Source organism: Microbacterium sp. SCN 71-21 (assembly GCF_001725695.1).
Taxonomy (GTDB): Bacteria; Actinomycetota; Actinomycetes; order Actinomycetales; family Microbacteriaceae; genus Microbacterium; species Microbacterium ginsengisoli.
Genome location: NZ_MEGA01000029.1, coordinates 1 through 26,060, shown reverse-complemented (window position 1 = coordinate 26,060; position 26,060 = coordinate 1). Strand labels below are relative to the sequence as shown.

At 70.8% G+C, this 26,060-nt stretch carries 25 protein-coding genes; 7 read left to right on the top strand and 18 right to left on the bottom strand.

Going from position 1 to position 26,060, the window contains the following annotated elements:
* Both ABT08_RS06310 and ABT08_RS06305 read left to right on the top strand, forming a co-directional pair.
* Window positions 1-558 (top strand): PadR family transcriptional regulator (locus ABT08_RS06310; RefSeq protein ID WP_288114279.1); only part of this gene is annotated, 558 nt, incomplete at its 5' end.
* 55 nt (window positions 559-613) lie between these two features.
* Window positions 614-1,930, top strand: a complete 1,317-nt coding sequence (locus ABT08_RS06305; protein ID WP_288114278.1) for a hypothetical protein — start codon at window positions 614-616, stop codon at window positions 1,928-1,930.
* Window positions 1,931-2,026: 96 nt separating this feature from the next.
* Here ABT08_RS06305 and hpf read toward each other — a convergent pair whose 3' ends face one another.
* The 5 genes from hpf to ABT08_RS06280 all read right to left on the bottom strand — a co-directional run bounded on the left by hpf (window position 2,027) and on the right by ABT08_RS06280 (window position 6,991).
* Window positions 2,027-2,692 (bottom strand): ribosome hibernation-promoting factor, HPF/YfiA family, encoded by a 666-nt coding sequence (hpf, locus tag ABT08_RS06300; protein WP_056206505.1) that lies wholly within the window; start codon window positions 2,690-2,692, stop codon window positions 2,027-2,029.
* Between the two features lie 184 nt (window positions 2,693-2,876).
* Window positions 2,877-3,692, bottom strand: a complete 816-nt coding sequence (locus tag ABT08_RS06295) for an ABC transporter permease (RefSeq protein WP_056206502.1) — start codon at window positions 3,690-3,692, stop codon at window positions 2,877-2,879.
* Entirely contained in the window at window positions 3,689-4,363 is a 675-nt protein-coding gene (locus ABT08_RS06290; protein WP_353743279.1) for an ABC transporter permease, read from the bottom strand. Before ABT08_RS06290 ends, ABT08_RS06295 begins: the two co-directional genes overlap by 4 nt.
* 210 nt (window positions 4,364-4,573) lie before the next feature.
* Window positions 4,574-5,749, bottom strand: a complete 1,176-nt coding sequence (locus tag ABT08_RS06285) for an ABC transporter ATP-binding protein (RefSeq protein WP_045248285.1) — start codon at window positions 5,747-5,749, stop codon at window positions 4,574-4,576.
* 3 nt (window positions 5,750-5,752) lie between these two features.
* The gene (locus tag ABT08_RS06280; RefSeq protein ID WP_045248284.1) at window positions 5,753-6,991 is read right to left on the bottom strand and encodes an ABC transporter substrate-binding protein; all 1,239 of its coding nucleotides are present in this window, start codon (window positions 6,989-6,991) and stop codon (window positions 5,753-5,755) included.
* A gap of 184 nt (window positions 6,992-7,175) precedes the next feature.
* Here ABT08_RS06280 and ABT08_RS06275 point away from each other — a divergent pair, with 184 nt between their 5' ends.
* The gene (locus tag ABT08_RS06275; RefSeq protein WP_045248283.1) at window positions 7,176-7,634 is read left to right on the top strand and encodes an Lrp/AsnC family transcriptional regulator; all 459 of its coding nucleotides are present in this window, start codon (window positions 7,176-7,178) and stop codon (window positions 7,632-7,634) included.
* On the opposite strand, the gene ABT08_RS06270 is transcribed toward ABT08_RS06275, so the two are convergent.
* The 9 genes from ABT08_RS06270 to ABT08_RS06230 form a co-directional block, all read right to left on the bottom strand.
* Window positions 7,635-8,297: a phosphoribosyltransferase family protein gene (locus ABT08_RS06270; RefSeq protein ID WP_235557390.1), complete on the bottom strand. Its 663-nt coding sequence runs from the start codon at window positions 8,295-8,297 to the stop codon at window positions 7,635-7,637.
* 88 nt (window positions 8,298-8,385) lie between these two features.
* Window positions 8,386-10,083: an LpqB family beta-propeller domain-containing protein gene (locus ABT08_RS06265; RefSeq protein WP_288114277.1), complete on the bottom strand. Its 1,698-nt coding sequence runs from the start codon at window positions 10,081-10,083 to the stop codon at window positions 8,386-8,388.
* Entirely contained in the window at window positions 10,080-11,771 is a 1,692-nt protein-coding gene (mtrB, locus tag ABT08_RS06260) for an MtrAB system histidine kinase MtrB (RefSeq protein WP_288114276.1), read from the bottom strand. The genes ABT08_RS06265 and mtrB overlap by 4 nt, the downstream gene beginning before the upstream one ends.
* A 4-nt stretch (window positions 11,772-11,775) precedes the next feature.
* Window positions 11,776-12,456, bottom strand: a complete 681-nt coding sequence (mtrA, locus tag ABT08_RS06255; protein WP_056518926.1) for an MtrAB system response regulator MtrA — start codon at window positions 12,454-12,456, stop codon at window positions 11,776-11,778.
* 120 nt (window positions 12,457-12,576) lie between these two features.
* Window positions 12,577-14,829: a catalase/peroxidase HPI gene (gene katG / locus ABT08_RS06250; RefSeq protein ID WP_045248278.1), complete on the bottom strand. Its 2,253-nt coding sequence runs from the start codon at window positions 14,827-14,829 to the stop codon at window positions 12,577-12,579.
* Window positions 14,826-15,290: a Fur family transcriptional regulator gene (locus ABT08_RS06245; RefSeq protein WP_200930831.1), complete on the bottom strand. Its 465-nt coding sequence runs from the start codon at window positions 15,288-15,290 to the stop codon at window positions 14,826-14,828. The genes katG and ABT08_RS06245 overlap by 4 nt, the downstream gene beginning before the upstream one ends.
* A gap of 62 nt (window positions 15,291-15,352) precedes the next feature.
* Complete coding sequence (locus ABT08_RS06240; protein WP_048808919.1) at window positions 15,353-15,559, bottom strand: DUF3499 family protein; 207 nt, start codon at window positions 15,557-15,559, stop codon at window positions 15,353-15,355.
* 50 nt (window positions 15,560-15,609) lie between these two features.
* Window positions 15,610-15,918, bottom strand: a complete 309-nt coding sequence (locus ABT08_RS06235) for a hypothetical protein (protein ID WP_288114275.1) — start codon at window positions 15,916-15,918, stop codon at window positions 15,610-15,612.
* Between the two features lie 34 nt (window positions 15,919-15,952).
* Complete coding sequence (locus ABT08_RS06230; RefSeq protein ID WP_288114274.1) at window positions 15,953-16,735, bottom strand: cutinase family protein; 783 nt, start codon at window positions 16,733-16,735, stop codon at window positions 15,953-15,955.
* 192 nt (window positions 16,736-16,927) lie between these two features.
* On the opposite strand from ABT08_RS06230, the gene ABT08_RS06225 reads away from it, so the two are divergent.
* Window positions 16,928-17,362, top strand: a complete 435-nt coding sequence (locus ABT08_RS06225) for a metallopeptidase family protein (RefSeq protein WP_416361461.1) — start codon at window positions 16,928-16,930, stop codon at window positions 17,360-17,362.
* Window positions 17,363-17,368: 6 nt separating this feature from the next.
* On the opposite strand, the gene ABT08_RS06220 is transcribed toward ABT08_RS06225, so the two are convergent.
* The 4 genes from ABT08_RS06220 to manA all read right to left on the bottom strand — a co-directional run bounded on the left by ABT08_RS06220 (window position 17,369) and on the right by manA (window position 23,332).
* Window positions 17,369-18,775, bottom strand: coding sequence for a DUF5719 family protein (locus tag ABT08_RS06220; RefSeq protein ID WP_056518928.1), 1,407 nt, complete (start codon window positions 18,773-18,775; stop codon window positions 17,369-17,371).
* The gene (locus tag ABT08_RS06215) at window positions 18,772-21,639 is read right to left on the bottom strand and encodes a glycosyltransferase (protein ID WP_288114273.1); all 2,868 of its coding nucleotides are present in this window, start codon (window positions 21,637-21,639) and stop codon (window positions 18,772-18,774) included. The genes ABT08_RS06220 and ABT08_RS06215 overlap by 4 nt, the downstream gene beginning before the upstream one ends.
* A gap of 72 nt (window positions 21,640-21,711) precedes the next feature.
* Window positions 21,712-22,032, bottom strand: a complete 321-nt coding sequence (locus tag ABT08_RS06210; RefSeq protein WP_048808915.1) for a WhiB family transcriptional regulator — start codon at window positions 22,030-22,032, stop codon at window positions 21,712-21,714.
* A 133-nt stretch (window positions 22,033-22,165) separates the two neighbouring features.
* Window positions 22,166-23,332: a mannose-6-phosphate isomerase, class I gene (gene manA / locus ABT08_RS06205; protein ID WP_288114271.1), complete on the bottom strand. Its 1,167-nt coding sequence runs from the start codon at window positions 23,330-23,332 to the stop codon at window positions 22,166-22,168.
* A gap of 39 nt (window positions 23,333-23,371) precedes the next feature.
* Here manA and ABT08_RS06200 point away from each other — a divergent pair, with 39 nt between their 5' ends.
* From ABT08_RS06200 to ABT08_RS06190, 3 genes are all read left to right on the top strand, one after another.
* Window positions 23,372-24,565, top strand: a complete 1,194-nt coding sequence (locus tag ABT08_RS06200) for a hypothetical protein (RefSeq protein ID WP_273189661.1) — start codon at window positions 23,372-23,374, stop codon at window positions 24,563-24,565.
* On the top strand, window positions 24,562-25,854 hold the full coding sequence (locus ABT08_RS06195; protein ID WP_288114269.1) for an O-antigen ligase family protein: 1,293 nt from the start codon (window positions 24,562-24,564) through the stop codon (window positions 25,852-25,854). Before ABT08_RS06200 ends, ABT08_RS06195 begins: the two co-directional genes overlap by 4 nt.
* Before the next feature lie 5 nt (window positions 25,855-25,859).
* Window positions 25,860-26,060: glycosyltransferase family 2 protein (locus ABT08_RS06190; RefSeq protein WP_288114268.1), on the top strand; the 201-nt coding region annotated here is incomplete at its 3' end.

Below are 26,060 nucleotides of genomic sequence, written 5' to 3'. Positions count from 1 at the left end.
GGCTACCAGCTGCGCGCGGAGTTCGACCGCCGCACCGGCGGGACATCCCCCCTGAACGTCGGTCAGATCTACAACACGCTCGAACGCCTGGAACGCGACAGCCTCGTCGCCAAGGGCGACACCGACGCACACGGGCACGTGTTCTACGCGATCACCGACGCCGGCCGCACGGAAGCGCGCGACTGGCTGGCCGCACCCGTCGCCCGCGCCACCGGCACGCGCGACGAGCTGCCCATCAAACTCGCACTCGCCGCGACCCTCCCCGGCGTCGACGTCACCGCCATCGTGCAGACGCAACGCCGGGCGTCGCTGGCCCACCTGCAGGAGCTGCGACGCGCACAGCGCAGCGGCGAGCGCAGCGACGGCGACCCGAGCGGTGAAGAGCTGGCGTGGCTGCTCGTCGCGGATGCGCTCATCTTCCAGGCCGAGGCCGAGGTGCGCTGGCTCGACCACGTGGAAGGCCGACTCACGCAGCATCCTCCCCGCGCGCTCGAACTCGCCCTCGAGACCGAACCGCCGCGACGCGGACGGCCGCCGAAGGCCACAGCGATCGCCTGACCGCCCTCGGCGAACACCCAGAGGGGCGCCGCGCACCCGCCCATAGGATCGAGGAATGGCAGGTTTCTGGGGACGACGCAAGCGCGAGCAGGATGCGGCGACTGCCGCCCAGGACGCCGAACTGTCGCATCAGGCGGGCCGCGCGCTCGTCGATGTCGACGAGCGCATCCGCGTGACGACCGAGGAACTGGAGTTCGCGGAGGCCGAGTTGGGACCGGCCGCGACCCAGGGGCTGCGCGACGCGCTCGGCGCCGTGCGGACGCATCTCGGCGAGGCGTTCCACCTGAACCAGCTCAACCACGACGAGATCCCCGACACCGTCGAAGAACTGCGCACGCGCAATGCGCGCATCGTGCAGCTGTGCGCGTGGGCCGACGACCTGCTCGACGAGCGCACCGCCGCCCTCAGCGACGCGGTCGAACGGGTACGGCGCGCCCCCGAGGTGCTCGCGGGAGTGCGAACCTCGGCCGAGACTCTGCGCTCCCGCATCCCCGGCGCGCGCGACAGCGTCGAACGCCTCGCGGCGCGGTACGCCCCGAGCGCGCTCGCACAGGTGCAGGGCGCCCCCGACGAGGCATCCCAGGTGCTCGACTTCGCCCTGCACAGCGCGGATGTCTCCTCCCGCCGCCGCGCCGCGGGCAACGCCGAGGAGGCGAACCTCGCGCTCGAGGCCGCGACCGAGTCGGTGCGCCGCGCGCAGTCGCTGCTCGACGGCGTGGACGATTTCGAGATCGAGGCGCTGCGCGCCGAGTCGACGCTCGCCGACGTGATCGCCGACTCGCGCGGCGACATCGTGCGCGCCCGGAACGCACCCGCGACCCCTGAGGTGGCCGCGGCGACCTCGGCGCTCGAAGCCGCGCTCTCGGCGCTCCCGCCGACCGGGACGAAGACCGACCCGTTCCGCGAGCTCACCCGACTCCGCGAGGCGAACACGGCGCTCGACGACGTCATCGCGAAAGCGCAGGCCCGCGCCGCGAACCCTCTCCCGTCGCCCGACCTCGTGCGCCACGCGATCGACGACGCCGATCGGCAGCTCGCGATCGCCGCGAACGTCATCTCCTCGCACCGCGGCTACATCGGCCCCGACGCCCGCACGCGCCTCGCCGAGGCCGAGCGCACCCGTGCCGAGATCGATGCGCTCCCCTCGGGCGAGGAGTCGCGTGAGCCGGCGCTGCGGCACGCGCGCCGCACCGCGCAGCTCGCGAGCGAGGCGCTCGCCCTCGCGCAGCGCGACATCGACAACTCGCGAGGCAACGACTGGGGAGGCGGCTGGGGAGGCCGCGGCGGACGCGGCGGCGGCATGGGCGACGCGGTCGGCGGCATCCTCGGCGGACTCGTCATCGGCGGACTCATCGGCGACATCTTCGACTGACATCTCACCGCGCCCGCTCGGCGCTCGCCTCGCGCCGGACCCCGCACGCGACGATGCCCGGACCTCACGGCCCGGGCATCGTCGTCGGATAGGCGCTCAGGATGCGAGCTGCTCCGCGCCGGGAGCAGCCTGCGTGCCGAGCGAGATGACACCGTAGTCCCAGCCCTTGCGGCGGTAGACGACGCTCGGGTGGTCGGTGCGGGCATCGACGAACAGGAAGAAGTCATGCCCGACGAGCTCCATGCGATCGACGGCCTCCTCGACGGTCATCCATTCGGCATCGAACAGCTTCGTGCGGATGACCACGGGCGAATACTCGTCATCGGCCGCGTCCTCGCCCACCACCGGGATCTCCCCCGTCGCGACGGCGCGCAGCACCTCGACGGACGCCGGCTCGACATCGATGCCCTCGAGCGCGCCCGTTCCCTTGTCGAACGTCGCGCCCCGCGGATGATTTCGCGAGTCGACCCGCTTCTGCTTGGCACGCCGCACCTGTTCGCACAGCTTGTCGACAGCGACCTCGAGCGCCGCGAACTTGTCGTCGTCGACCGCCTCCGCCCGCACGATCGGTCCCTTGCCGGTGAGGGTGAGTTCCACCGTGGAGTGCTCGCCGCGCCCGCCGTGCGAGGGACGGTTGGTGACCTTGACGTCGAGCCGCTGCGCGCGGGGCGCGAGATTCTCGATGCGGGGGGCCTTGTCGTCGACGACAGTACGGAAGCGGTCCGTGATTCCCACGCCCACGCCGACGATGCTGGTGTCCATCTTTGACCTCCTAGTTCCGGGCCCGCCCGGAAAGGGGCGGACCGGCCGTCACCTTCTTGGTGCCCCCACGGTAGTCCGAGGTCGCGGACTTGTCACCCCGCGTTTCGCATGTGTTCAGAATGCGACGCCCAGGGCGAGGAAAGGTTGTCGGATGCCGCGGCCCCAGCCCCGCGGCATCCGATTCTCACGCGCTCTTCTTCGCTCTGCGCCAGGCGATGGCCTGGTAGATGAAGACCGCCGCGATCGCCAGCAGGAACACCGAGGACGCGATCACGTTCGCCTGCGGCGGCAACCCGCGCTGGGCGGCGACGTAGATGAAGATCGGGAACGTCTGGGTGCTGCCCGAGGTGAAGTACGTGATGATGAAGTCGTCGAAGCTGAGGCTGAAGCTCAGCAGCGCCGCCGCCACGATGCCCGGGAGCAGAAGTGGGAAGGTGACCCGCCAGAAGACCTGGTTGGGCGATCCGTACAGGTCGCGACCGGCTTCCTCGAGAGCCGGGTCGAGCGAGAGCACGCGCGCCCTCACCGTGACGACCACGAAGCTGAGGCAGAACATCGCGTGGGCGATGATGATGGTGCCGAGCCCCTTCGGCACCCCGGCGGTGAGGAACTGGGCGGCGAGTCCTGCACCCATGACGACCTCGGGCGTCGCCATCGGCAGGAACAGCAGCAGCGTGATCGCCGAGCGGGCACGGAACCGGTAGCGCACCAGGGCGATCGCGATCATCGTGCCGAGGATGGTCGCGATGACCGTCGCCGTCAGACCCACCACGATGCTGTTGCCGAACGCGACGCAGACGTCGGGCTGGTCGCACACGGTCAGCCAGTTGCGGAACGTGAAACCGTTCCACGAGATGTTCGAGCGGTTCGCGTCGTTGAACGAGAACACGAACGTGTAGACGATCGGGATCAGGAGCAGGACGAACGCGACGGTCACGTAGGTCGGCAGCAGCCAACGGCCGAGTCCGAACCGGCGGCGGGTGGGAGCAGACGCACTCACAGCAGGTCCTCCGTTCCCGAACGGCGCACGTAGATGCCGACGATCACCACGATCACGAGCATCAGCAGGATGCTGAGCGCCGCCGCCTGCGGGTAGTTCACGGTGATGAGGAAGTTCGACTGGATGACGTTTCCGATCATCGAGGTCGACGCGCTGCCGAGGAACGACTGGCTTGCGTTCACATAGTCGCCGGCAGCCGGGATGAATGTCAGCAGGGTGCCCGACACGACGCCCGGAAGGGTGAGCGGGAACGTGACCCGCCAGAACGTCGTCGCCGGACTCGCATACAGATCGCTGCCCGCCTCGAGGAGCCGCTTGTCGAGCCGCTCGAGCGAGGCGAACAGCGGCAGCGTCATGAACGGCACGAAGTTGTAGGTGAGGCCGAACACGACCGAGAAGGCGGTGCCGGTGAGGTGATCCTGCGAACCCATGAGGCCGAGGAACTGAAGAGAGCTCACGACCGGGCCCTCGTCCGAGAGGATCTGCTTCCACGCGAGCGTGCGCAGGAGGAACGAGATGAAGAACGGCGCGATCACCAACACGAGAAGCAGGTTGCGAAGCAGCACGCGCTCGCGCAGCCGCACTCCGATGAAATAGGCGATCGGGTAGCTGATGAGCAGCGCGAACACCGTCGCGAGCAGCGCGAACCAGAATGAGCGCAGGACTGCCACTGGAAGCCGTAGGAGAACACGCCGTACTCGTTCGGGTCGTACACACCGAACGAGGTCATCACGAGCGAGACGAACGGAACCAGGAAGAACAGGGCGAGGTAGGCGAGCCCGGGGATCAGCAGCGCGAGCGCGACGACCCCGCCGCGGCGCGCCGCGGAGACCGGCTTCGCGGTCGCACCCCCCGCCGGGGCGAGTGCGGACAGTGCCATCTCAGGCGGCCTCGTCCGACGAGACGGATGCCGCGGCCGCCAGCTCGTCGCCCTCGGCGGCGTCGGCACGGGCATCGCTGTCGAGCCCGAACGTGTGCTCCCGGTGCCAGGCGACCCACACCTCGACGCCCACCGGATACACCGCACCGAACACGAGGTTCTGCGCGAAGACGGTCACCGTGCCGACACCCGGCACCTCGACGAGGTACTGGGTGCTGACGCCGGTGAACGAGACATCCGTGATGCGACCGGGACCGAGCACGTTCTGATCCGCGTCGGCGGCGGGCGCCGTCGCGTGCAGCAGGAGCTTCTCGGGACGCACGCCGAGCGTGATGCGCCCGCCGGTCGACACAGCGCGCGAGGCCGGCACCGCGAGCACGCCCCCGGCGGTGCGCACCGTCACGATGCCTCCGGCCGTCGACTCGACGTCGCCGGTGATGAGGTTCGACTGGCCGAGGAAGCCGGCCACGAATCCCGTGCGCGGCAGCTCGTAGAGCTCGGTCGGGCTGCCGAGCTGCTCGATGCGCCCCTTGTTCATGACCGCGACCGTGTCGGCCATGGTCATGGCCTCCTCCTGATCGTGGGTCACGTGCAGGAACGTGAGCCCCACCTCGGCCTGGATCGACTTCAGCTCGAGCTGCATCTGTCGGCGCAGCTTCAGGTCGAGCGCGCCGAGCGGCTCATCGAGCAGCAGCAGGGCCGGCCGGTTCACCACCGCACGCGCGAGCGCCACGCGCTGCTGCTGGCCGCCGGAGAGCTGGCTCGGCTTGCGCTCGGCGACGTGGTCGAGCTCCACGAGGCGCAGTGCCTCGTGCGCCTTGGCGAGCGCATCGGAGACCCGACGACGGCGCAGGCCGAACGCGACGTTCTCGAGCACGGTCATGTGCGGGAAGAGCGCGTAACTCTGGAACACCGTGTTGACGGGACGCTTGTGCGGCTTCACCGCGGTCACGTCGGCGCCGCCGATGAGGATCCGCCCGGCACTCGGGTCCTCGAGCCCGGCCACGAGCCGAAGGGTCGTCGTCTTGCCGCACCCCGAAGGTCCGAGGAGGGCGAAGAACGACCCCGCGGGGATCGTGAGGTCGAGCTCCTCGATCGCGGTGAACCCGGGGAACTCCTTGCGGATCCCGACCAGTTCGAGGTCGGCCCCGGCCTCGCCGAAGGACGTCGCCGCCACGGGTCAGGCCCCGAGCCCGACGGCTTCGAAGGCCGCGTTGTACTTCTGCTGCTCGGCGTTGGTGAGCTGACGGAAGATGTGCGCCTTCGAGAGCGTGGCCGCGTCGGGGAAGATCAGCTGGTCGTCGACGAGAGACGCATCGACCTGCGCCATGGCCTCCTGGGCGCCCTGCACCGGGGTGACGTACTGCACGTAGGCGGCGACCTGGGCGGCGACCTCGGGCTGGTAGTAGTAGTCGATCAGCTTCTCGACGTTCGACTTCTGAGTCGAGCCGATCGGGATGAGGAAGTTGTCGGCCCACAGGGTGCCGCCCGACTCGGGCAGAGCGAACTCGAACTTGTCCCCCACCTCCGCGTTGATCGACGAGATGTCGCCCGACCACACGATGGCGGCGAGGGTGTCCTCGTTCTTCAGGTCGTCCGCGTAGGAGTTGCCCTTGATGTTGCGGATCTGACCGTCGGTCACCTGCTTCTGGAAGGCGTCGAGCGCGTTGTTGAACTGGTCATCGCCCCAGCTCGAGCTCGACGGATCGACGCCCTGGCTGAGCATGATCAGGCCGATCGTGTCGCGCATCTCACTGAGCACGCCGACGCGCCCCTTCAACGCCGGGTCCCACAGATCGTCGAGGGTCTTGATGCCGTTGGGCACCTTCTCCTTGTTCCATGCGACGCCCGCGAAGCCGGTCTGCCACGGCACGGAGTTCGCGCGACCGGGATCGAATCCGGGGTTCTGCAGACTCGCCGCGAGGTTGGCGCTGACGTTCGGGAGCTTCGACTTGTCGAGCGCCTGGGTGAACCCGGACTGGATCCAGATGCCGGCCATCCAGTCGGTGAGGCAGACGGTGTCCGCGCCGATCCCCTGGCCGAGCGCGAGCTGGTCGCGAACCTTGGCGAAGTACGTGTTGTTGTCGTCGACGGCGACGTCGTAGTTGACGGTGATGCCGGTGTCCTTCTGGAAGGCCTCGAGGGTCGGGTAGCCGCCCTTGTCGTCCTCGTCGAGATAGAAGGCCCAGTTCGCCCAGGTGAGCTGCTTGACGGTGTCGGACATGTCGGTGGCGGGCGTCAGGCTGGGCGACGCACCGCCGGTGCCGCCGCCGACGCGCCCGGTGCAGGCGGCGAGGAAGGCGGCGAGCGAGAGCCCGCCGACGCCGGCGACGAAGCCACGGCGGGTGAGTTGGGACGCACGCGCCTGCGCGATGAGCGCGCGAACGGTGGGATCTTCGGGCAGCGGACCTCGGGGCATGATGACTCCTCTGTGCGGTGCGGAACTCTCTCGGGACTCCCGATCCTGTCAGCAACTATGGCGAAAGACTACGGATATCGTCGGCTGAAACATAGATTTCACATGTATCGCGATTCCGGTACCCTTCCGAGCGTCGGAATCCGCAGTAGCGTGGAGTCCACGACCTCGACCGCGGAGGAGGAGCATGGCCGGACGCGACGCGCTCGACGAGACATCCAAGCTGATCATCGAGCAGCTGCAGGAGGACGGCCGGCGCTCCTACGCGCGCATCGGCGCCGCGGTGGGGCTCAGCGAGGCGGCAGTGCGCCAGCGCGTGCAGAAGCTGATCGACAGCGACGTCATGCAGATCGTCGCCGTCACCAACCCGCTGCAGGTCGGGTTCCCGCGTCAGGCTCTCGTCGGCCTGCGGGTCAGCGGAGACACCCGCATCGTCGCGGCCGCGCTCGAGAAGCTCGAAGCCGTCGACTACGTGGTCCTCACCGCGGGCAGCTTCGACATCGTCATCGAGGTCGTCTGCGAGTCCGACGCCGAACTCAGCGAGCTGCTGAACTCCCGCATCCGCACCCTCCCCGGTGTGCTCAGCTCGGAGACCTTCGTCTATCTCGAGCTGCGCAAGCAGTCCTACAACTGGGGCACACGCTGATCAGCGCCGCCGCGGGGTCTGCAGCACGGTCGCCGCGACGACGCTGACCGCACCCGCAGCCCGCAGGGCCGCGGCGGCCTCGTGCAGCGTCGCTCCGGTCGTGACGACATCGTCGACGACGAGCACGCGCAGCCCGGCCACCACGCGCCGCACGCGCATGCTCCCCTCGGCGTTGCGATGACGGGATGCCTCGTCGAGACCGCGCTGATCGGCCACCGGGCGCACGACACGGAGCCCTCCCGTCGTGCACAGCCGGGCGCGCGCCGCGATCTGCTCGAGCGGAACGAAGCCGCGCCGGCGCACAGCGGCGCGAGAGCTCGGGACGCGGACGATCACATCGACCGCAGCCGAAGACGCCGCAGCCTCGGCGGATGCGCGAAGCAGAGGCGCAAGGCCCGCCGCGAGAGCACCCTGCCCGGTCTGTTTCGCCGCCCGTAGCACCCGCGCGGGCATCCCGTCGAACTCTCCCCCGCTCCACACGCTCAGACCGCCCTCGAGAGTGCGTCGAGAGACGCGCGGCACGAGCGCGACCCGACACGCGGCGCACAGAACCCGGCCGTCTGCGCCGCACCCGGCGCACCGCACGGGAAAGGCGAGGGCCGCGGCATCCGCGAACGCCTCACGCACCAGCCAGCGCGCTTCCGCCCATCCGCTCATCGTCATGCGACGATCCTCCGAGACACCCGCCGGGCGCGCGTGCGGGTCCGGCGAGACGGAGGACACCGCGCTCCAGATCCGTGCGGGGGAGGAATCAGGGGCTCGTCAGCGGCGACCCCTGCTGGGTGCCCAGCACCGAGACGCCCGTGCTGTCCTGCTGCCAGGTCGTGCCCGATCGGATGAACACGGTGCCGTTGGAATCGAGCACACGGGCGATGGTCGGCACGTTCACGCCGGCGATGGCCACGGCTCCCGGCGGGGCGTCGACGGTCGTGGCGACGCCGCCGATCTGCACGGTGGCGAACTGCGCCGTCGAGCCGCTGCCCGAGATCACTCCGAGCGTCGATTCGTCGAGCCAGGCGACGTCGCTCGCGCCCGCCGGGAAGCTCAGCAGTGTGACGGCGTCACCCAGCGACTTCGGAACCCCCTGCGCGTCGCGCACGACGCCGGCGACCATGAGCACCGACCGGCCCCCCGAGATGACGAGCGCAGCGATGCGTGTGCCGTCGCGCGAGACCTGGAGCGCATCCACGCGGCTCGCACCTCCCCACGGCGATGAGATCGCGATGCGCGTCGCCCCCGTCCCCGCCGCGACGAGCGCGGACGGCGACGTATGCGGGACACTCCAGATGTAGCCGAACGGATCGATCGACGGCGCGATGAGTCCGGCGCGCTGGTCGAGGGCTGCGGGGCCGGCGGCATCCACCCGGGTCACCGCGCCGTTGCCCGCCAGCACCGCCGCCGTCGTCCGGTCGTCGCTCAGCTCCACCGAACGCGGGGAGAGAGCGGCCACCGCCGCCGAGACGCCGGGCAGCTCGTCGACCTGCCCGGCGGCGATGAAGCCGAAGCCCTTGGCGGTGAGGGCGAGAGTGCGGGAGTCGACGCGGGTGTCACGCGAGGGCGCCGGAGTCACGTCGAGGGCCGAACCGGCGATCGAGAGTGTCACCGACGTCACCTGCCCGGTCGAGGCGAGACTGTCGGTGAGCTGTGCCTGCATGCGCGACAGCGTGGTCTGATCCGACGTGAGAGCCGACTCCTTGAGGTCCACCTGCGCGACACCGTTCACGACCGGCACCGAGGGGCTCCCCAGCGACACCGTCTCCGGGAACGCCGAGACGACGCTCTTGGCGAGCCAGGGGCTCGGCTGTCCGTTGATGAGGGCCGCGGCGATGCGCGTCGACGCGTTGAGGGTCGGGAACCAGCGCACGTCCGGCACGAGGAACGTCCAGGTCGGGTCGTAGTACATGAGCGAGTACGCCCGGAACACGCTCTTGAAGAGGTCCTGATCGAGCACGATGCCGTTCGGGGCCGAGGTGATGCGCCACCCCGCCGGCAGCTTGGTGAGAGTGAACGTGAGCGGCGGAGCAGCGGCCTCGGCGACCGCCGTGTAGGCGCCCTCGCCGTCGACCGTCGCGGTCGGCGAGAGCGAGACGGTGACGGTCGCCGAGCTCTGATCCGACGACGCGACGGCGATCGAGCGTGCGGAGAGCACGTCGACGGTCGCCCCCGCATCCGGGCGCCAGCTGTCCACTGCCGTGCCCGTGAGGAACTCCCGCGCCGTGGCCCACCCGCCGGCGGGTCCGGAGCCGGCGTTGAGGAAGCCGTCCACGATCTGCTCGGGGGTCGCGCCGACCTGCGGACCGTTCGGCTTGAACTGCACGTCGGGCACATCGGGCTCGGCGGTGCTCGAGAGCCCCTCGTGCACGGCTCCCGTCATGGGCAGTCCCGCGCACCCGACGAGCGCGAGAGTCAGCGCGCCGACGAGCACGAGTGAGCGGATGCCGCGCCTCATCGCTTCTCCTTCGCGTCACGCTCGGGGGCGAGCACCGCGATCGGCTCGGTGAGACCGAGACTGTCGAGCACGGAGGTCTCGTCGGACACGTCCACGACGACCGGCGACACGAGCTCCCCGTCGATGTCGCGGCGAGGGAGGGTGAGGACGAAGTTGCTCCCGCGCCCGAGGTCCGACCACACGGCGAGAGTGCCGCCGTGCAGCCGCGCGTCGCCGAGGGAGATCGACAGGCCGAGGCCGGTGCCGCCGATCGTGCGCCGCCGGGACGGATCCGCACGCCAGAACCGGTCGAACACGCGCTCGACGTCCTCGGGCCGCATGCCGAGACCGTAGTCGCGCACACCGAGGGCGACAGCATCCTGATTGCTGTCGACCGTGACGACGATCGGACGCCCCTCACCGTGTTCGATGGCGTTGCCGAGCAGATTGCGCACGATGCGACGCACCCGTCGAGGATCGAGATCGACGAGGGAGTAGCCGCCGGGCGCGACGAGCCGCACCTCGCTCCCCCGCTGGTCGGCGAGCTGCTGCATCGAGCCGATCACGTCCTCGGCGAGCTGGGCGATGCTCGTGGGCTCGCGTTCCAGCTGCACCGAACCGGCGTCATACCGGCTGATCTCGAGCAGGTCGTCGAGGAGGACCTGGAATCGCTGGACCTGGGTCGAGAGCAGCTCGGCGGCACGCGCGGCCGCCGGCTCGAAGTCGTCGCGCCGGTCGGCGAGCACATCGGAGGCGAGCCGGATGGTCGTCAGCGGTGTTCGCAGCTCGTGCGACACATCCGACACGAAGCGCTGCTGCACGAGGGAGAGGTCGGCGAGCTCCTTGATCTGCGACTGGATGCTGTCGGCCATCGCGTTGAACGACCGACCGAGCGTCGCGAGCTCATCGGCTCCCCGCACGTTCAGGCGCACGTCGAGGTCGCCGGAGGCAAGTTTGGCGCTGGTCTCCGCGGCCTGCGCGACCGGCACGGTGATCGAGCGCAGCACGAGCCAGGAGATGCCCGCGATGATGGCGACGAGCGCGAAGCCGACGATCCAGAGGATGCCCTGCACGAACGCGAGGGTCTGCGCGGCGGCGCTCAGGTCGTAGGCGATGTAGAACTCGTATGCGCCGACCCCGGGCACCGTCAGCTGCTGGCCCACCACGATGCCGGGAACCGTCGAGCCGTTGGCCAGCGTCACCGGAACCGACTGCCAGAACTGCGCGCTGGAGCTGCTCTGCACCTGCGACCGCAGCTCGGGGGACGGGGCGCTCGTCGGGAAGCCGGTGGAGGTGAAGTCGAGGGGCGCGATCGAGGAGGGCGCGGTGTCGGTGCGGAACGCGGCGATCAGATCGCTCGAGGACTGACGCGAGAGCGTCACGAGCACGCTGTTCATCAGGTTGCGCACGTTCACGCTGTCGCCCTGCGTCTCGGACGAGTCGAGCGTGCGCTGCGCCTCGATGCGCGCGCGGCTCGCGTCACCGAGCGCCTGCTGCAACCGGGACTGGAACAGGTCGTTCTGGATGGCGAGGGCGAGCCCGACGCACGCCGCGATCACGGCGAGCGCGGTGAGGGCGACGGTCGCGACGACGGTGCGCACCCGAAGCGAGTGGCGCCACACGCCGGCGAGCTGACGCGGCCATTCCCGCCACCCGCGCAACGCGACCAGCAGACGATCGACCGGCGAACGCTGCGCGGACCCGCTCATGTCGTCACACGATCGCGCCGGCGCGGTAGCCCACACCGCGCACCGTGGTCACGATGCGCGGGTTGTCGGGGTCGCGCTCGACCTTGGCGCGCAGACGCTGCACGTGGACGTTGACGAGCCGCGTATCGGCCTTGTAGTGGTATCCCCACACCTGCTCGAGGAGCATCTCCCTCGACCAGACCAACTGCGGCTTGCCGGCGAGCGCCGTCAGCAGTTCGAACTCCAACGGGGTGAGCGCGATCGGAGCGTCACCGCGGCGCACCTCGTGCGCGGCGACGTCGATGGTCAGATCGCCGATGCGCAACGACTCGCTCGGAGCGGCGGGAGTCGGCCGGAGCCGGGTGCGGATACGGGCGACGAGCTCCTTCGGGTTGAAGGGCTTCACGATGTAGTCGTCGGCGCCCGACTCGAGTCCGCGCACGACATCGGCGGTGTCGGTGCGTGCGGTGAGCATGATGATCGGCACCCCGCTCTCCTCGCGGATGCGCGTGCAGATCTCGATGCCGTCCATGCCCGGCAGCATCAGGTCGAGCAGCACCAGATCAGGCTGCACCGACCGCCAGGCGGCGACGGCCGCACCGCCGTCGGCGCAGAACTCCGCGTCGAATCCCTCGGTGTTCAGCACGATGCCGATCATCTCGGCGAGCGCGGTGTCGTCATCGACCACGAGGATGCGGGAAGTCATGCGAGGTGTCGTCCTTGTTCTCCGTCGCCGGCGGCGGTGAGGCCGGAGGGCGGGATCATCACTCCAGAGTAGTCGAACGGCGGCCCGCTCCGAAGGGAGCGGACCGCCGCGCGTCGTGGCTCAGACGAGGTCGAACCTGTCGAGCTCGGTGACCTTCGTCCAGGCCGCGACGAAGTCGCGCACGAACTTCTCGGTCGCGTCGTCGCTCGCGTAGACCTCTGCGACCGCACGCAGCTCCGAGTTCGAGCCGAACACCAGGTCGGCGCGGGTCGCCGTCCAGAGGGCCTCGCCCGAGCCATCCGACGTCGCCTGGAAGGCGTGCGAGCCGGGATCGATCGGAGCCCACGTGGTGCCGAGGTCGAGCAGGTTCACGAAGTAGTCGTTCGTGAGCACGCCGACCCGGTCGGTCAGCACGCCGTGCGCCGAGCCGTCCCAGTTGGCACCGAGCACACGCAGACCGCCCACCAGCACGGTGGTCTCCGGCGCGCTGAGGGTGAGCAGGTTCGCCTTGTCGATCAGCAGATACTCGCCGCGCAGCGTCAGTCCGCGGCGCTGGTAGTTGCGGAAACCGTCGGCCGCGGGCTCGAGGTACTCGAACGACTCGGCGTCGGTCTGCTCGACGCTCGCGTCCGTGCGTCCCGGGTGGAACGGCACCTCGACCTCGACGCCGCCCTCGCGCGCGGCCTTCTCGACACCGGCATTGCCGGCGAGCACGATCAGATCGGCGAGCGAGACGCGCTTGCCCGCGGGCGCATCGGCGTCGAACGCCGCCTTGATGCCCTCGAGAACGGCGAGCACCTTCTGCAGCTGGGCGGGGTTGTTGATCTCCCAGTCCTTCTGAGGCGCGAGGCGGATGCGCGCACCGTTCACGCCGCCGCGCTTGTCGCCGCCACGGAAGGTCGACGCCGCCGCCCACGTGGTGGAGACGAGCTCGGACACGGTGAGCCCGGAGGCGAGGATCTTCTCCTTGAGGGATGCCGCGTCCGCCCCGTCGATCAGTTCGTGATCGACGGCGGGCACCGGGTCCTGCCAGATGAGCTCCTCGGCGGGCACCTCGGGGCCGAGGTAGCGCACCTTGGGACCCATGTCGCGGTGGGTGAGCTTGAACCAGGCGCGCGCGAAGGCGTCGGAGAAGGCGTCCTGGTCGGCGGCGAAGCGACGCGAGATCTTGTCGTACTCAGGATCGAAGCGCAGCGCCAGGTCGCTGGTGAGCATGCGGGGCTCGCGACGGCCGTCGGAGTGCGCGAGCGGTACGAGGTCGCTTCCGGCGCCGTCCTTCGGACGCCACTGCCACGCACCCGCGGGGCTCTTGAAGAGCTCCCACTCGTAGCCGTAGAGGATGTGGAAGAACTCGTTGTCCCAGCGCGTCGGGTGATAGGTCCAAGTGACCTCGAGCCCGCTGGAGATCGTATCGTCGCCCGTGCCGGTGCCGTGCGTGTTCTTCCAACCGAGGCCCTGCTGCTCGAGCGGCGCACCCTCGGGGTTCTCCCCGACGGTCGTGTCGGGGGCTGCCCCGTGCGTCTTGCCGAAGGTGTGGCCGCCGGCGATGAGGGCCACCGTCTCCTCGTCGTTCATCGCCATGCGGCGGAACGTCTCGCGGATGTCGCGGGCCGACTTCAGCGGGTCGGGCTCGCCGTTGGGACCTTCGGGGTTGACGTAGATGAGACCCATCTGCACGGCGGCGAGGGGCTTCTCCAGGTCGCGGTCGCCCGAATAGCGCTCGTCACCGAGCCAGGTGGTCTCGGGCCCCCAGTAGACGTCGTCGTCGGGCTCCCAGACGTCGACGCGCCCGCCGGCGTAGCCGAACGTGCGGAAGCCCATCTCCTCGAGCGCGACGTTGCCGGCGAGGATCAGGAGGTCGGCCCAGGAGATCGACTGGCCGTAGGTCTTCTTGACCGGCCACAGCAGGCGCCGCGCCTTGTCGAGATTGACGTTGTCGGGCCAGCTGTTCAGGGGCGCGAAGCGCTGCTGCCCGGCCCCGGCGCCGCCGCGGCCGTCGAAGATGCGGTAGGTGCCGGCGCTGTGCCATGCCATGCGGATGATGAGCGGACCGTAGTTGCCGAAGTCGGCCGGCCACCAGTCCTGGGAGGTGGTGAGCACCTTCGCGATGTCGGCCTTCACAGCGGCGAGGTCGAGCGCCTCGAACGCCGCCTTGTAGTCGAACTCCTCGCCCACCGGGTTCGCGACCGCGGGGTTCTTCGCGAGGATGCGCAGGTTCAGGCGCTCGGGCCACCACACGCGGTTCGCGTCGCCCGCGGTCGGCGAGGGAAGGCGCCCCTCGGGTGCGCTGTCGCCGGGGGCGGATCCGACGGGAAGGCGCGTCTCATCGGCGCCGTCGTGGGGCACCGGGCAGCCGGTCGTGATGTCGGTCATCTCGTTCCTTTCGTGGGGGTCTGGGGGATGTCTGCGGGGGCGGCGCACGCGGCGCACAAGCCCCAGAAGGTCACGTCGGCGGTGTCGAGCACGAAGCCGCGCGTGTCGTCGGGCTGGAGGCAGGGCGCCTCGCCGATCACACAGTCGACGTCCTCGATGCGCCCGCACGAGCGGCAGACGAGATGGTGGTGGTTGTCGGCCACCCGCCGTTCGTAGCGCCCGGGGTGGCCGGCGGGCTCGATGCGTCGCAGGAGTCCCGCGCCGCTGAGGTCGCCGAGCGCGTTGTAGACCGACTGCAGACTCGTGCCGGGCAGTGCGTCGCGCACGCGCGCGAACACGTCGTCGGCGCCGAGGTGCTCGTCCGGGCGCACGGCGGCGAGCACCGCGCGCCGTGTCTCGGTGACCCGCAGCCCCGCTCGCCGGATGGCGGCATCCGCGTCGCTGTCGTGTATGTGGGGCACACCCCCAACGCTAGCGCTGTTTTTGAGTGAATCAAAAAAGAACGCGACGTGACGAGTCGGTGTCAGCGGGCCAGCGCGTCGTGGGTCAGCACGACCCACCCCTGCGGCACCGACAGGCGTTCGGTGTGCGCCGCGCACAGGTCGTGCGCGTGCGGATCACCCGCGCGTCCCAGCGGGCCGAGAGCGGCCATCCGGTCGCCGTAGTCGTAGGTCAGCGTCGCGACGGCTTCCCGGGCGCACCCGATCTTCGAACACAGTCGCCCTCGCACGGCTCGACCCTACGCGCGGTCGCGCATCGCCCGACGCTGCCGCGCCGGGCTCAGCCGCCGAAGGCCGCGACGTTCCAGAGATACACGGCGAGCGCGAGCACCGCCGTGATCGCAGAGCCTGCGATCGGAAACCACGCGGTGCGCGCACCGTGCGCCTTGAACGCCACCGCTCCCGCCGCGGCGACGAGCCACAGCACGACCGCGACGATCGTGTAGACCACGGTGTTCCAGTAGACCGGCGCCGTGCTGCAGCCCGGGGCGCACGACGGCGACAGCCACCAGGTCGACCAGGCGAAGAACGAGCCCGCCGCGGCGACCAGCAGCTGCACGACGAGAAGGATGCCGGTGGCCCGCGCCACACGCAGGTGCGTCGCGAGGGACGGTACCGAGCCGTCAGTGCGCGCGGAGCGTGCGTTGGAGGAAGGCATAAGCGTCATTCGTGAAATCCACCATGTAATCGTTGTGGAGCTCGATCGCGTTGGGGGCAAGACCGCTCTGGCAGAATGCATCTCCCGCGACGCAGTACGAGCGGATCTTGGAGGTCGTCTGCGGCTGGCTCGCTCCCGCAGGGGTGTCTTCCCAGGTGTATTGAGCGAGCATCGCGAGGCTTTCGGCCCTGCGAGGGAAGATACCCCATCCGGTGCCGGAACCGGGAGCATTCCACGGCTCGCCGGGCACGTAGCTCGGATCGCCGAACAGCACGACACCCGTGATCATCGCGCGCTCCTGCGCGGTGAGACTGAATCCGCTGGCCGCGCCGAACTCGTTCTGCGGCGCAAGGGTCTGCAGGATGACGTGCGCACCCTGGGAGTGACCGGCGAGCACGACCTTGGGCGGAGTGGCGCAGCCGGCGAGTTCGTCCAGCTCGGCCTTCAGGGCCCGCGCGCCTTCGTTCATGCTGCCGAGGTAGAAGCCGTCCAGCGACGCCGGGTAGTCGAGGCTCTCGACCCAGGCGGTCGTCCCGGAGGCCGAGGCATCCATCGTGAACCGCGCCGCGAGCCCCGCGACCTGGCCGAATCCGCCGTCGTTCCACGTGCGCCCACCGTCGCCCGAATCGGTGCCGGCCGGCGCTCCCGTGCCGCGCACGCCGATGAAGACGACGTCGGCGTCACACTTCGCGGAAACCGTCGTTGCGGCGCGTGAGGAGGCGGTGGCGGGCGCGCTTATCAGCGCCACCAGTCCCATTCCGATCACCGACACCGCGAGGACGGCGGCAACGACTCGTTGCCTGAGCGAGCCCACGCCACCCCTTATCCCCGAGCATGGTCAAAGTACGCCCCGACCGTAGGTTACGGGCGACCCTGTGACCTGTCTGTAGGTAGATCGGGGGACAAATCGGTGCGGCCGACGGCTCGTTAGGCTAGCCGAATGATGCGTCGACGTTCCCGCCGCAGTGCCCGTGCGCTGCCCAGCCGGCACGGACGACACGGCCGCGAGGGCCGCAGCGCCGTCGTCCGCCCGCCGCTTCCCCCGCTCGAGACGCGTGTCGACCGCTTCGACCTCGCTGTCGGGAGCACCGCGGAATTCCTGCGCGGCGCATGGGAGGAGCTGCGGGAGGTGCGGTTCGAGATCGCGGACCTGCCGTCCGCCGAGACGCCGACCGGAGTGCCGCGGTGGAGCGTCGATGCGACACAGAAGCGCATCGTGCTCTATCGGCTTCCCATCGAGCGGATGAGCAGGCTCCATCGAAACGACGAGCACCACCGGCGCATGATCGTCGAGAGCTGCGTGTTCCGTGCGGCCGCAGAGTACCTCGATCGCGATCCGTGGGATCTCGGGCCCGAGCGGTTCCGTTTCCTCTGAGCTGTCTCAGCGATCGACGATGACCGTGACCTGCGCGGTCTGGCTGGCCGACGCCGCCACCGGGTAGGACGCCAGCTGCCCGGTGGCGCTGTAGCCTACGCTCGCGCTCACGGGCGCGCTCGCCGACAGCACGTAACCGGCGCCGCTGACCACCGGGACGGCGACGGACCCGGACGCGGGAACGGACACGGTGGTCGCCGAGCCGCCCGATGTCGGAGTGAGCGTGACGGATGCCGCGGCCTCGCCCGCTGCGATGGTGAGCACCGGTGACGGGCCTGCCGCGACGGCGACGATCGCATCGTCGGTGAGGCTCGGCGCCGCGGAGTACCACGCGAAATCCGAACCCTCACCGAGTCCGGTGGCCTGCCACACGGCGGCGACGACCGGGGCGGACGCGGTGACGGTCACAGTGACGCTTCCGGCCGCGAGGCCCGGAAGCTCCAGCTCGGTGGGGATCCCGGCCGCGAGCGGGATCTGCCGTGTCGAGAGCTGGCCGCCGCCGACCGCCGCGACCGTCACGGTCGCCGTCGTCGCGACGTCGGCTGAGAGGGCGCGCAGCACCGTCACCGGCGACGAGCCCTGGGCGCCGACGGCCGATGACGGCATCGTCACTCCGGGGATCACGACCCGTGTCGCTGCCTCCGCTGTCGCGGTGATCTGGTCGATCCCACCAGGGAGCAGGGTGCGGGTGAGACTCGACTGCAGGGCGGCGACGATGGCGGCGCCCGTGGCGCTCACGCGCAGCACCGGAGCCTCTTCGCCGGGCACGAGGCCGGCCAGCGGCAGCACGCGCTGGGATCGCGCCGGGACGACGAGGTTCTGACCGCCGGTCGGGCTCAGCGCGCCCTGCGAGCCGTAGGCCGTGATGTCGACCGTGGCCGGTACGTCCTCGGGGTTGGTGAGCACCACGACATCGGCGTATCCGGTCGTCGCGGCACCGCCCACGAGCCACTGCTGGGAGCGAGACGAGGTGCAGGCGCTGGCGGCGAATCCGCGCAGATCGTCGGCGCTCACCGAGCCGGACTGTGCGGCGGCCACGCCGACGCGAGCGCCGTTGGCCGGCGCCTGAGTGATCGTGGCCGGCGCGGAGCCGGGCACGGCCGGGCTGGAGACCCGTCCGAGGACCGGGTCGCCACCCGAGGCCGACGCCGTCGTCACCGCGACCGGACCCGCGTTGTCGAAGGCGGCGATGTCGGTGGAGCTGCGCCCCACCCCGATGAGCGGGCCGGTGCACGCAAGCGTCGTCGAGGATGCGGCCGGGGCCGCCGTGACGGCCGACTTGTCCGCGGCGACGATCGGCCAGGGCGCAGCCGCGGCGACACCCACGGCGAGGACGAGCGCCACGGCGACGGCGGCGCCCACGATCAGACGCGTGGACGTGGCCGCCCAGAACACGACGCGTTCGCGGGTCATCGGTCGTCCTCCCGAGCGCGCGGACCCACGACACGCGGGGTCTGGCGGGCGAGTCGCCGAGACGCGGCGGTCGGCAGCGAGAGCAGCAGCGCGATGACGACGATGGCGAGCTGCCCCACCCCGACCAGCGTGGCAGTGGCGGTGACGGATGCCGCGGCATCCGCTCGGGGCACGACCCCGGCGCGCACGGCCCAGAGCTCCCCCTTGGGAGTGAGGCCGACATCCGCGAGCTGCGCGTTCTGGTTCAGGGCGGCGGCTGCGGCGAGACGGGTCGCGCGAGCCGCGTCGGTCTCAGAGCCCGGCAGCGTCGGGATGAGGATGTATCCCACACCGGCGGAGGCGAGCGCCGCGAGCGGAGCGTCGGCGCCGGAGGAGAGTGTGTCGACGACCAGACCGGCGAACTGGACGGACGCCCCGGACGCCGACGTACGCGTGGCGAGCAGGGTCGACTGGCCGTCGAGGGTGGCGCCGCCGTTCCAGACGACGTCGAGAGAGATCGCTCCCGAGGAGAGCGGAGTGACGACGGCGGTCGCGACGTTCGGCGTGGTACGGGTCTGCGCGTCGACGAAGGCGGGCACCGTCGAGTCGGGGCCGTTGGTGATCTCGAGCGCGCCACGCCGCTCGGACGCGAGCAGCGGCAGGACGGCTGCCGCGCCGAGCACGACCAGGACGGCGATCGTGACGCCGCGTGCCGCCGCGGCCCGGACCGGCAGCCCGGCATCGAGCGTGACGAGCGCAGCGCCGACGACCCCCGCCCACGCCAGACTGAGAGCCGCGCCCGGCCACAGCGCGACGGGCGTGCCGTCGGCGGCGAACGCGACGCTCACCCCGACGGCGAGGAACGCCGTGCCGAGACCGAGGACCACGAGGATGAGGGCCGCGGCCCCCACGAACCAGCGCGGCGTGAGCAGCGAGGCCAGCGCCACGATCGCGAGCGGGGCCAGGAGCAGCGCCGGCGCCCACGTGGGGAGCCCGGGCAGGTGAGCGGAGACGAGCTGCTCCCACCCCCCGAGTCCATCCACGGGGAATCCGGCCACGAGCGCCAGGCGACCCGCGGCATCCGCGCCCGCCCCACCGGAGACGGTGATGCCCGGGTCGGCCAGGAGGCCCCACGGAGTGCCGGCGTTGATCTGTGCCCAGGCGAGGGGCAGGAAGACGACGACGGCCGGGATGATCGTCCACACGACCTGCGCGACACCCCGCCCCCCGCGCGCGACCACTGTGGAGATGACGGCCAGCACCCACAGCGCCACGAGCGCAGGAGCGAGGGACGGCGACGCCGCCCAGACCACCACCATCACGAGGGAGGCCGTGCCGGCGGAGGCCCACGACCGATGCGCCACCGCGCCGGCGTAGAGCAGCCACGGGAGGGCGAGGTGCGCGATCAATGCCGCCGGCCGACCGTCGACGAGCGCCACCAGGAAGGTGGGTGCGAGCGCCCACAGCACCGCACCGAGGATGCGCAGCGAGTCGCGGGAGGTGATCCGGGTGGCGGCGAACCAGCCGCCGAGAGCAGCGAGCGGCAGCGCGGCGATCCAGAGCACGACCAGCGCGCGCGACGGTGCCCCGGGAGAGAGGGTTCCGATCAGCGCGAGCAGGGCGGAGAACGGATCGGAGGGGATCGCGGCGTCCAATCCGACCGAATGGGCGCCGTACAACGCGTTCGCCCAGAGCTGCGAGAGCGTCGATGACAGCGGAGCCAGTGCTCCTCCGCCGAGCGTGGGCCAGGCCAGCAGAGCCGGGAATGCCGCGATGGAGACCACGAGCGCGGCCAGCACGACCCAGGCTCCGCCACCCGCGAAGAAGCGCAGCTCCTCGCGCGTCGGGCGGGCCGCGGCATCCGGATCACCGTCGGCCTCGACCCGCGTTCGCAGGTCCGAGCGGGAGATGCGCAGCAACGACAGAGACGACCACGCAGCCACCCGCGCGCGGCGGATGCGTGAACGCGACCGGGCGAGCGCGGCGGGCCGCCAGGCGGCGACGAGACCCGCACCCCATTCGGGGAGCACGAGCGCCGGGCTCTTGGCCACCAGGTGCATCACCGTGCGCCACAGAGTGATCGGGAGCAGGGTCAGCCAGTGGAGCGGGACGGCCCCCGCGGGGGCGTACGCGAGGCGCCGATGCAGTTGGGCCGTGCGGGTCGCGAACGCCCGAAGCCGACGGCGACGACGGGTGTCGGGGCTCGGCAGACCGGCGACACCATCACCCGCCACCGCGACCACGGCGCGGGGCTGCACGGTCACGCGATGCCCGGCGAGTCGGGCCCGGATGCCGAGGTCCAGCCCCTCGTCGGCACCGGCGAGCGCGTCGTCGAGACCGTCGAGCGCCCGCCACACCGAGGTGCGCACGAGGATGCCGCGCACGTCGGCGCCGAGCACGTCTTCCACGTGGTCATGCTGGCCCTGGTCGAGTTCGTCGTCCGCCAGGCCGATACGGCGCCCACCGTGGGTGAGGGTCTCTCCGAGCGAGACGATGAGCGCGGTGTCGTCGGCGCTCACGACCTTCGGGGCGACGGCCGCGACCGTCTGGGAGATCTCCAACGCGCCGACCAGGCGCGCGAGAGCATCGGGGGCGGGGGCGGTGTCCTGCGCGAGAAGCCACACCGCGTCGCCCGAGAGGCGCGCAGTCGCGAGCCGCAGGGCCTCCGCGAACGAGACGGCCGACCCCGCCGTGATGACGCCTTCGGCACCGGAGGTCCCGGCGATGTCGAGCACTTCGCCGGTTCCACCGCACACGACGATGGTCAGCGCGTCGATCTGACGGGTCTGCCGGGAGAGCGCGTCGAGCGTGGCGCGAAGATGCGCCGCGGCCGGGACGCGCCCGTCGGGGCGGACGACGAGGAGAGCGTGGACACGGTCGGGCATGACGTGGTCAGCCTAGGTGAGCGTCGACGCACTCCCCCGCGCCGCGCCGAGCGGCGCCGCATTGGGTGGAGGTCAGGCGCGACGCTTGAGCTTGCGGCGCTCCCGCTCGCTCAGCCCGCCCCAGATGCCGAAGCGTTCGTCGTTCTCGAGCGCGTAGTCGAGGCATTCGCCGCGGACGTCGCAGGTGGAGCAGATGCGCTTGGCGTCGCGGGTCGATCCGCCCTTCTCGGGGAAGAACGCCTCGGGGTCCGTCTGCGAGCAGAGAGCGTCCGTCTGCCACGAGAGCGGATTGTCGTCGTCGACCTCGGGGCGGCGTACGCCCGGGACGCCCAGGAACACCGGATCGACGAACCAGTTGCCGGGAACACTCGATCGGTACTGCGATGCCGACATCTCGTTCTCCCCTCCGCGTCCACCCGAAGCGCGTATGTAAATTACAGCGGTGTCATTCGGATTGGTCAAGTCGCGGATCATAAACACTCAACCATGAGTCGAAGGTTTGCGACGCGCCGGTCTGGCAGAGGTTTCAGCCCGCGTTCCCACCCGGCTCAGCCACAAACGCCTCACCCACGCCCGACAGCCGGACGACGGACTCATCGGCTGTCAGGAACACCGCGCCCCCGGGGACGAGAGCGATGGAGGTCGCGGCCTCACCGCCCGCGACCGACGGGGTCCCGGCCGTCGCCAGCACGATCGCCGGCCCCGAGATCGGCACCTCGACCGCACCGCCCTCGAGGCTCACCCGGGTGAGCGCGAAGTCGGGGATCGCCGGCGCGTAGCGTCGCACCGCGCCGGACACGACAGGCGCCAGCAACGGTGGCGCCGACGGACGGGTGTCGACGATGCGCAGCAGTTCGGCGACGTCGATGTGCTTCGGCGTCAACCCGCCCCGCAGCACATTGTCGCTCGCGGCCATCAGTTCCACCCCGAGGCCCGACAGGTAGGCGTGCAGGATGCCGGCCGGCAGGTAGACGGCCTCGCCGGTGCCGAGAGACACGTGGTTCATGAGCAGCGCGACCACGACGCCGGGGTCGCCCGGATTCATCGCCGCGACGCGGGTGAGGGCCTCGAGGCTCGCGGTGGGCTCGGCGGCGAACGCCGCGCGGGCCGCGGCATCCGGGGACTGCAGCGCCGCACCGACCGCGGCGGCGACCTCGTCACCCTCGCCCAGCACCCACGCGAGCACGGCGGCGAGCACGTCGGCATCGTCCTTCCCGGCGAGCCGGTCGGCGAGAGCGGAGACACCGAGCGCCTCGACGAGAGCCCGGGATGCCGCGACCGGCCGCAGCCCTGCCAGCGCGTCGAATCGGGCGCTCAGCGCCACCAGGATCTCGGGCTTGTGATTGTCGTCGCGGTAGTTGCGCGCCGCGTCATCGCGCGCGAGCCCCGACGCCTCCTCCGCGGCGAACCCGGCCTCGGCCTCGGCCTTCGACGGGTGCACCTGGATCGAGAGGGGCGCCGCGGCGGCGAGGAGCTTCAGCAGATACGGGAGGGGGCGTTCGCCGCGCGCCGTCAGCCACGCGTCGAGCGTCGGGGACCCCGGTGCGCCGACGAGCGCCGGAGACGCCGGATGGTCGCCGAACCAGGTCTCGGCCTCGGGCCGGCCCGACGGCGCACGGCCCTCGAGGTCGGCGATGAGAGTACTCGAACCCCAGGCGTAGTCGCGCGGAGCGTTGGACAGCGTCACGATCACCCTGTCAGCCTAGGCGGGCGCGACTACGCTGAGATCACGATGGCCGTGCACTCGAGACACCCGATCGCCGCGCCGCCCGCCGCCCCGCTCCGCGAGACGACCCCGCACCTGCTGCTGCGCGCGTGGTGCCTCGTCGCGCTCGTCATCCTGGTGGGTCTCCCTCTCTGGGCATCGCTGCTCGGCCCCGACGTCGCCGAGCTGCTGCTCGCCGCCTCGCTCGTGGCCACGCTCGCGATCTGGCTCTTCGGCCGCGGGCGCCTCGCCTGGCGCCGGCTGCCGTGGGCGGCGCTCGCGTTCGTCGTCGTCGCGGCGACGACCATCGCCCTCTCCCCCGATCGGGCGACGCTCTGGCCCGCGGCACTCGCTCTCGCGTCCGCCGCGGTGCACGGCCTCTTCCTGGCGAGTGTGCTGACGTGGGTCGAGCTCGTGATCGCGCTTTCGTCGGCGGCGTCGTGGGTGCTCGGGGCCGGACTCGCGCTGGAGGCGTGGGCGGCGACCGTGCTGCGCGGACCTCTCGAGGGCGCGACCGGGCTCCTCGTGAGCGACGGATCGCTCTGGCGTCTCGGCTCGATCACCGGTGGCCTCGGATCCCCCGACGTCCTCGCGGCGACGGCCCTCACCGGCCTCATCGCGACCGGCGCCCTGCTGCGTGCTCGGGCATCACGGCGCGGGGTGCGCGGGATCGTCCTGGCGCTGCAGCTTGTGATGTTCGTGCACGCCTGGTCGCCCGCGGGCGCGGCGGCCGCACTCGCGGTCGGGCTCGTGCTCACCACCCAGCTCCTCATGCGGACCGTGCGGCGTTTCGGCGGACGCACGCCGCTGTACGCCGCGTACACGGCCGCCGCCGTGGTGCTCTCGCTCATCGTGGTCGTGCTGTGGCCGCGGGAGGTGACCATCGCTCCGGCGTGGAGCGGCCTCTGGCTCACCGCCGGCCCCGTCGCGACGGTGCTCGGCGCCGCGGCACTGGCCGGCGCCGTGTGGCGATCGTGGTTCTTCGGCGTGGACCGACCGAGATGGGACATCCGCGACGACCGTCCCTACTCGGCGCTCACACTCGTGCCGACCCTCGCTCTGACGGTGACCCTCATCCACTCGGCGACCTCGCCGGCCGGGCTGCCGCCCTCGGCGTGGGCACTCGTCGTCGCCGTGACGTTCGCGATCAAGCGCGCGCCGCGCGTGACCGGCGATGCGCCCGCGCGCGGCGCCGTCTCTGAGCAATGGCGGTCTCGATGACGGATGCCGCCTCCGCCCGCCCGCCCGAACACCCCCTGACCACGCTCCTCGGCTCCGACAGATTCGCGCACGCCTTCACGATGACCGCTTTCCTGGTGGTCTGCTGCCGCACTGTCATCGAACGGACAGCGGGTATCGCGACCTACGTCACCATGGTGGCGGTGCTGTCGGTGCTCGCGGTGGCCGTCCTCCTCGCCCACCGACGCGTCATCTCCCTCCCCCGGCTGACCACGCCGCTCGCCGTCGGATTCGTCGGGTGGGCCGCCCTCAGCCTGCTGTGGAACACCGACCCTCAGGCCGGCCTCGTCTCAGCGGTCTCGATCGTCGCGATCGCGCTCGTCGGGGTCGCGATCGCGAACACCCGCGACACGCTCGAGGTCGTGCACGCGCTCGCCAACGTCGCGCGCATCGTGCTCGTGCTCTCGCTCGCCCTCGAACTGCTCGCGGGTGTCTTCCTCGACCATCCCATCGACGTCCTCGGCATCCAGGGCAACATCGCCTCGCTCGGACCCATCCAGGGCATCTTCGGCACCCGCAACGCCCTCGGGTTCACGGCGGTGATGGCGATCGTGACCTTCGTGATCGAGTGGCGAGCGAACACGGTCTCCCCGTGGCTCTCGCTCGGCTCCGTGCTGCTCGCCGGAGCGCTCGCCCTCCTCACGGGATCGCCGATCGTGCTGGTCGTCGCGATCGCCGGCGCGGTGGCGACATCCGTTCTGCTGATGGTTCGGCACACACGGGCGCCGTATCGGTCCGCCGTGCAGTGGACCCTCGGCGCCGCCGTGCTCGCCAGCATCGTGCTGGCCTACCTGCTGCGCCAGCGCCTCATCACCCTGATCGGCGCCGACAACGACATCAACGCACGCTACGACCTGTGGCTCACGGTGCTGCGATTCGTGCGCAGCCACCCCTTCCGAGGATGGGGCTGGTTCGGACCGTGGATCCCCGGAGACATGCCGTTCTCGGCCATCAACGCCAGCCTGGGCACGACCAACCTGTCGGCGCTGAACGCCTTCTTCGACGCGCTGCTGCAACTCGGCTGGATCGGGTTCGTCCTCTTCTTCGCGCTCTGCGCGACGGCCTTCGTGCGTTCATGGATCGACGCATCCAACCGGCGCTCGGTCGTCTACGCGTGGACGCCGCTCGTGCTCGTCGCCCTCATCGTCTACTCCTTCTTCGAGAGCTTCGCCCTCTCGGGATTCGGATGGCTGCTGCTCGTCGTCTGCGCGACGCGCGCCTACGAGCACCAGTCGCTGTGGGAGTGGCGAGGAAGGCTCGGTAGGATGTGAGGGCTATGGCCGCCGCATCCCCTGCCTTCGACGTGCCCGCCACCACCTCGTTCGACCCCGCGTCGGCGACGATCGCGATCGTCACCTACAACCGGTCGGCGCTGCTGTCGAAGCTCCTCGACAGCATCATCGCGATGGATCCGAAACCGGGCCACGTCGTGATCGTCGACAACGCGTCGGGCGACGACACCACCGAGGTCGTCGAG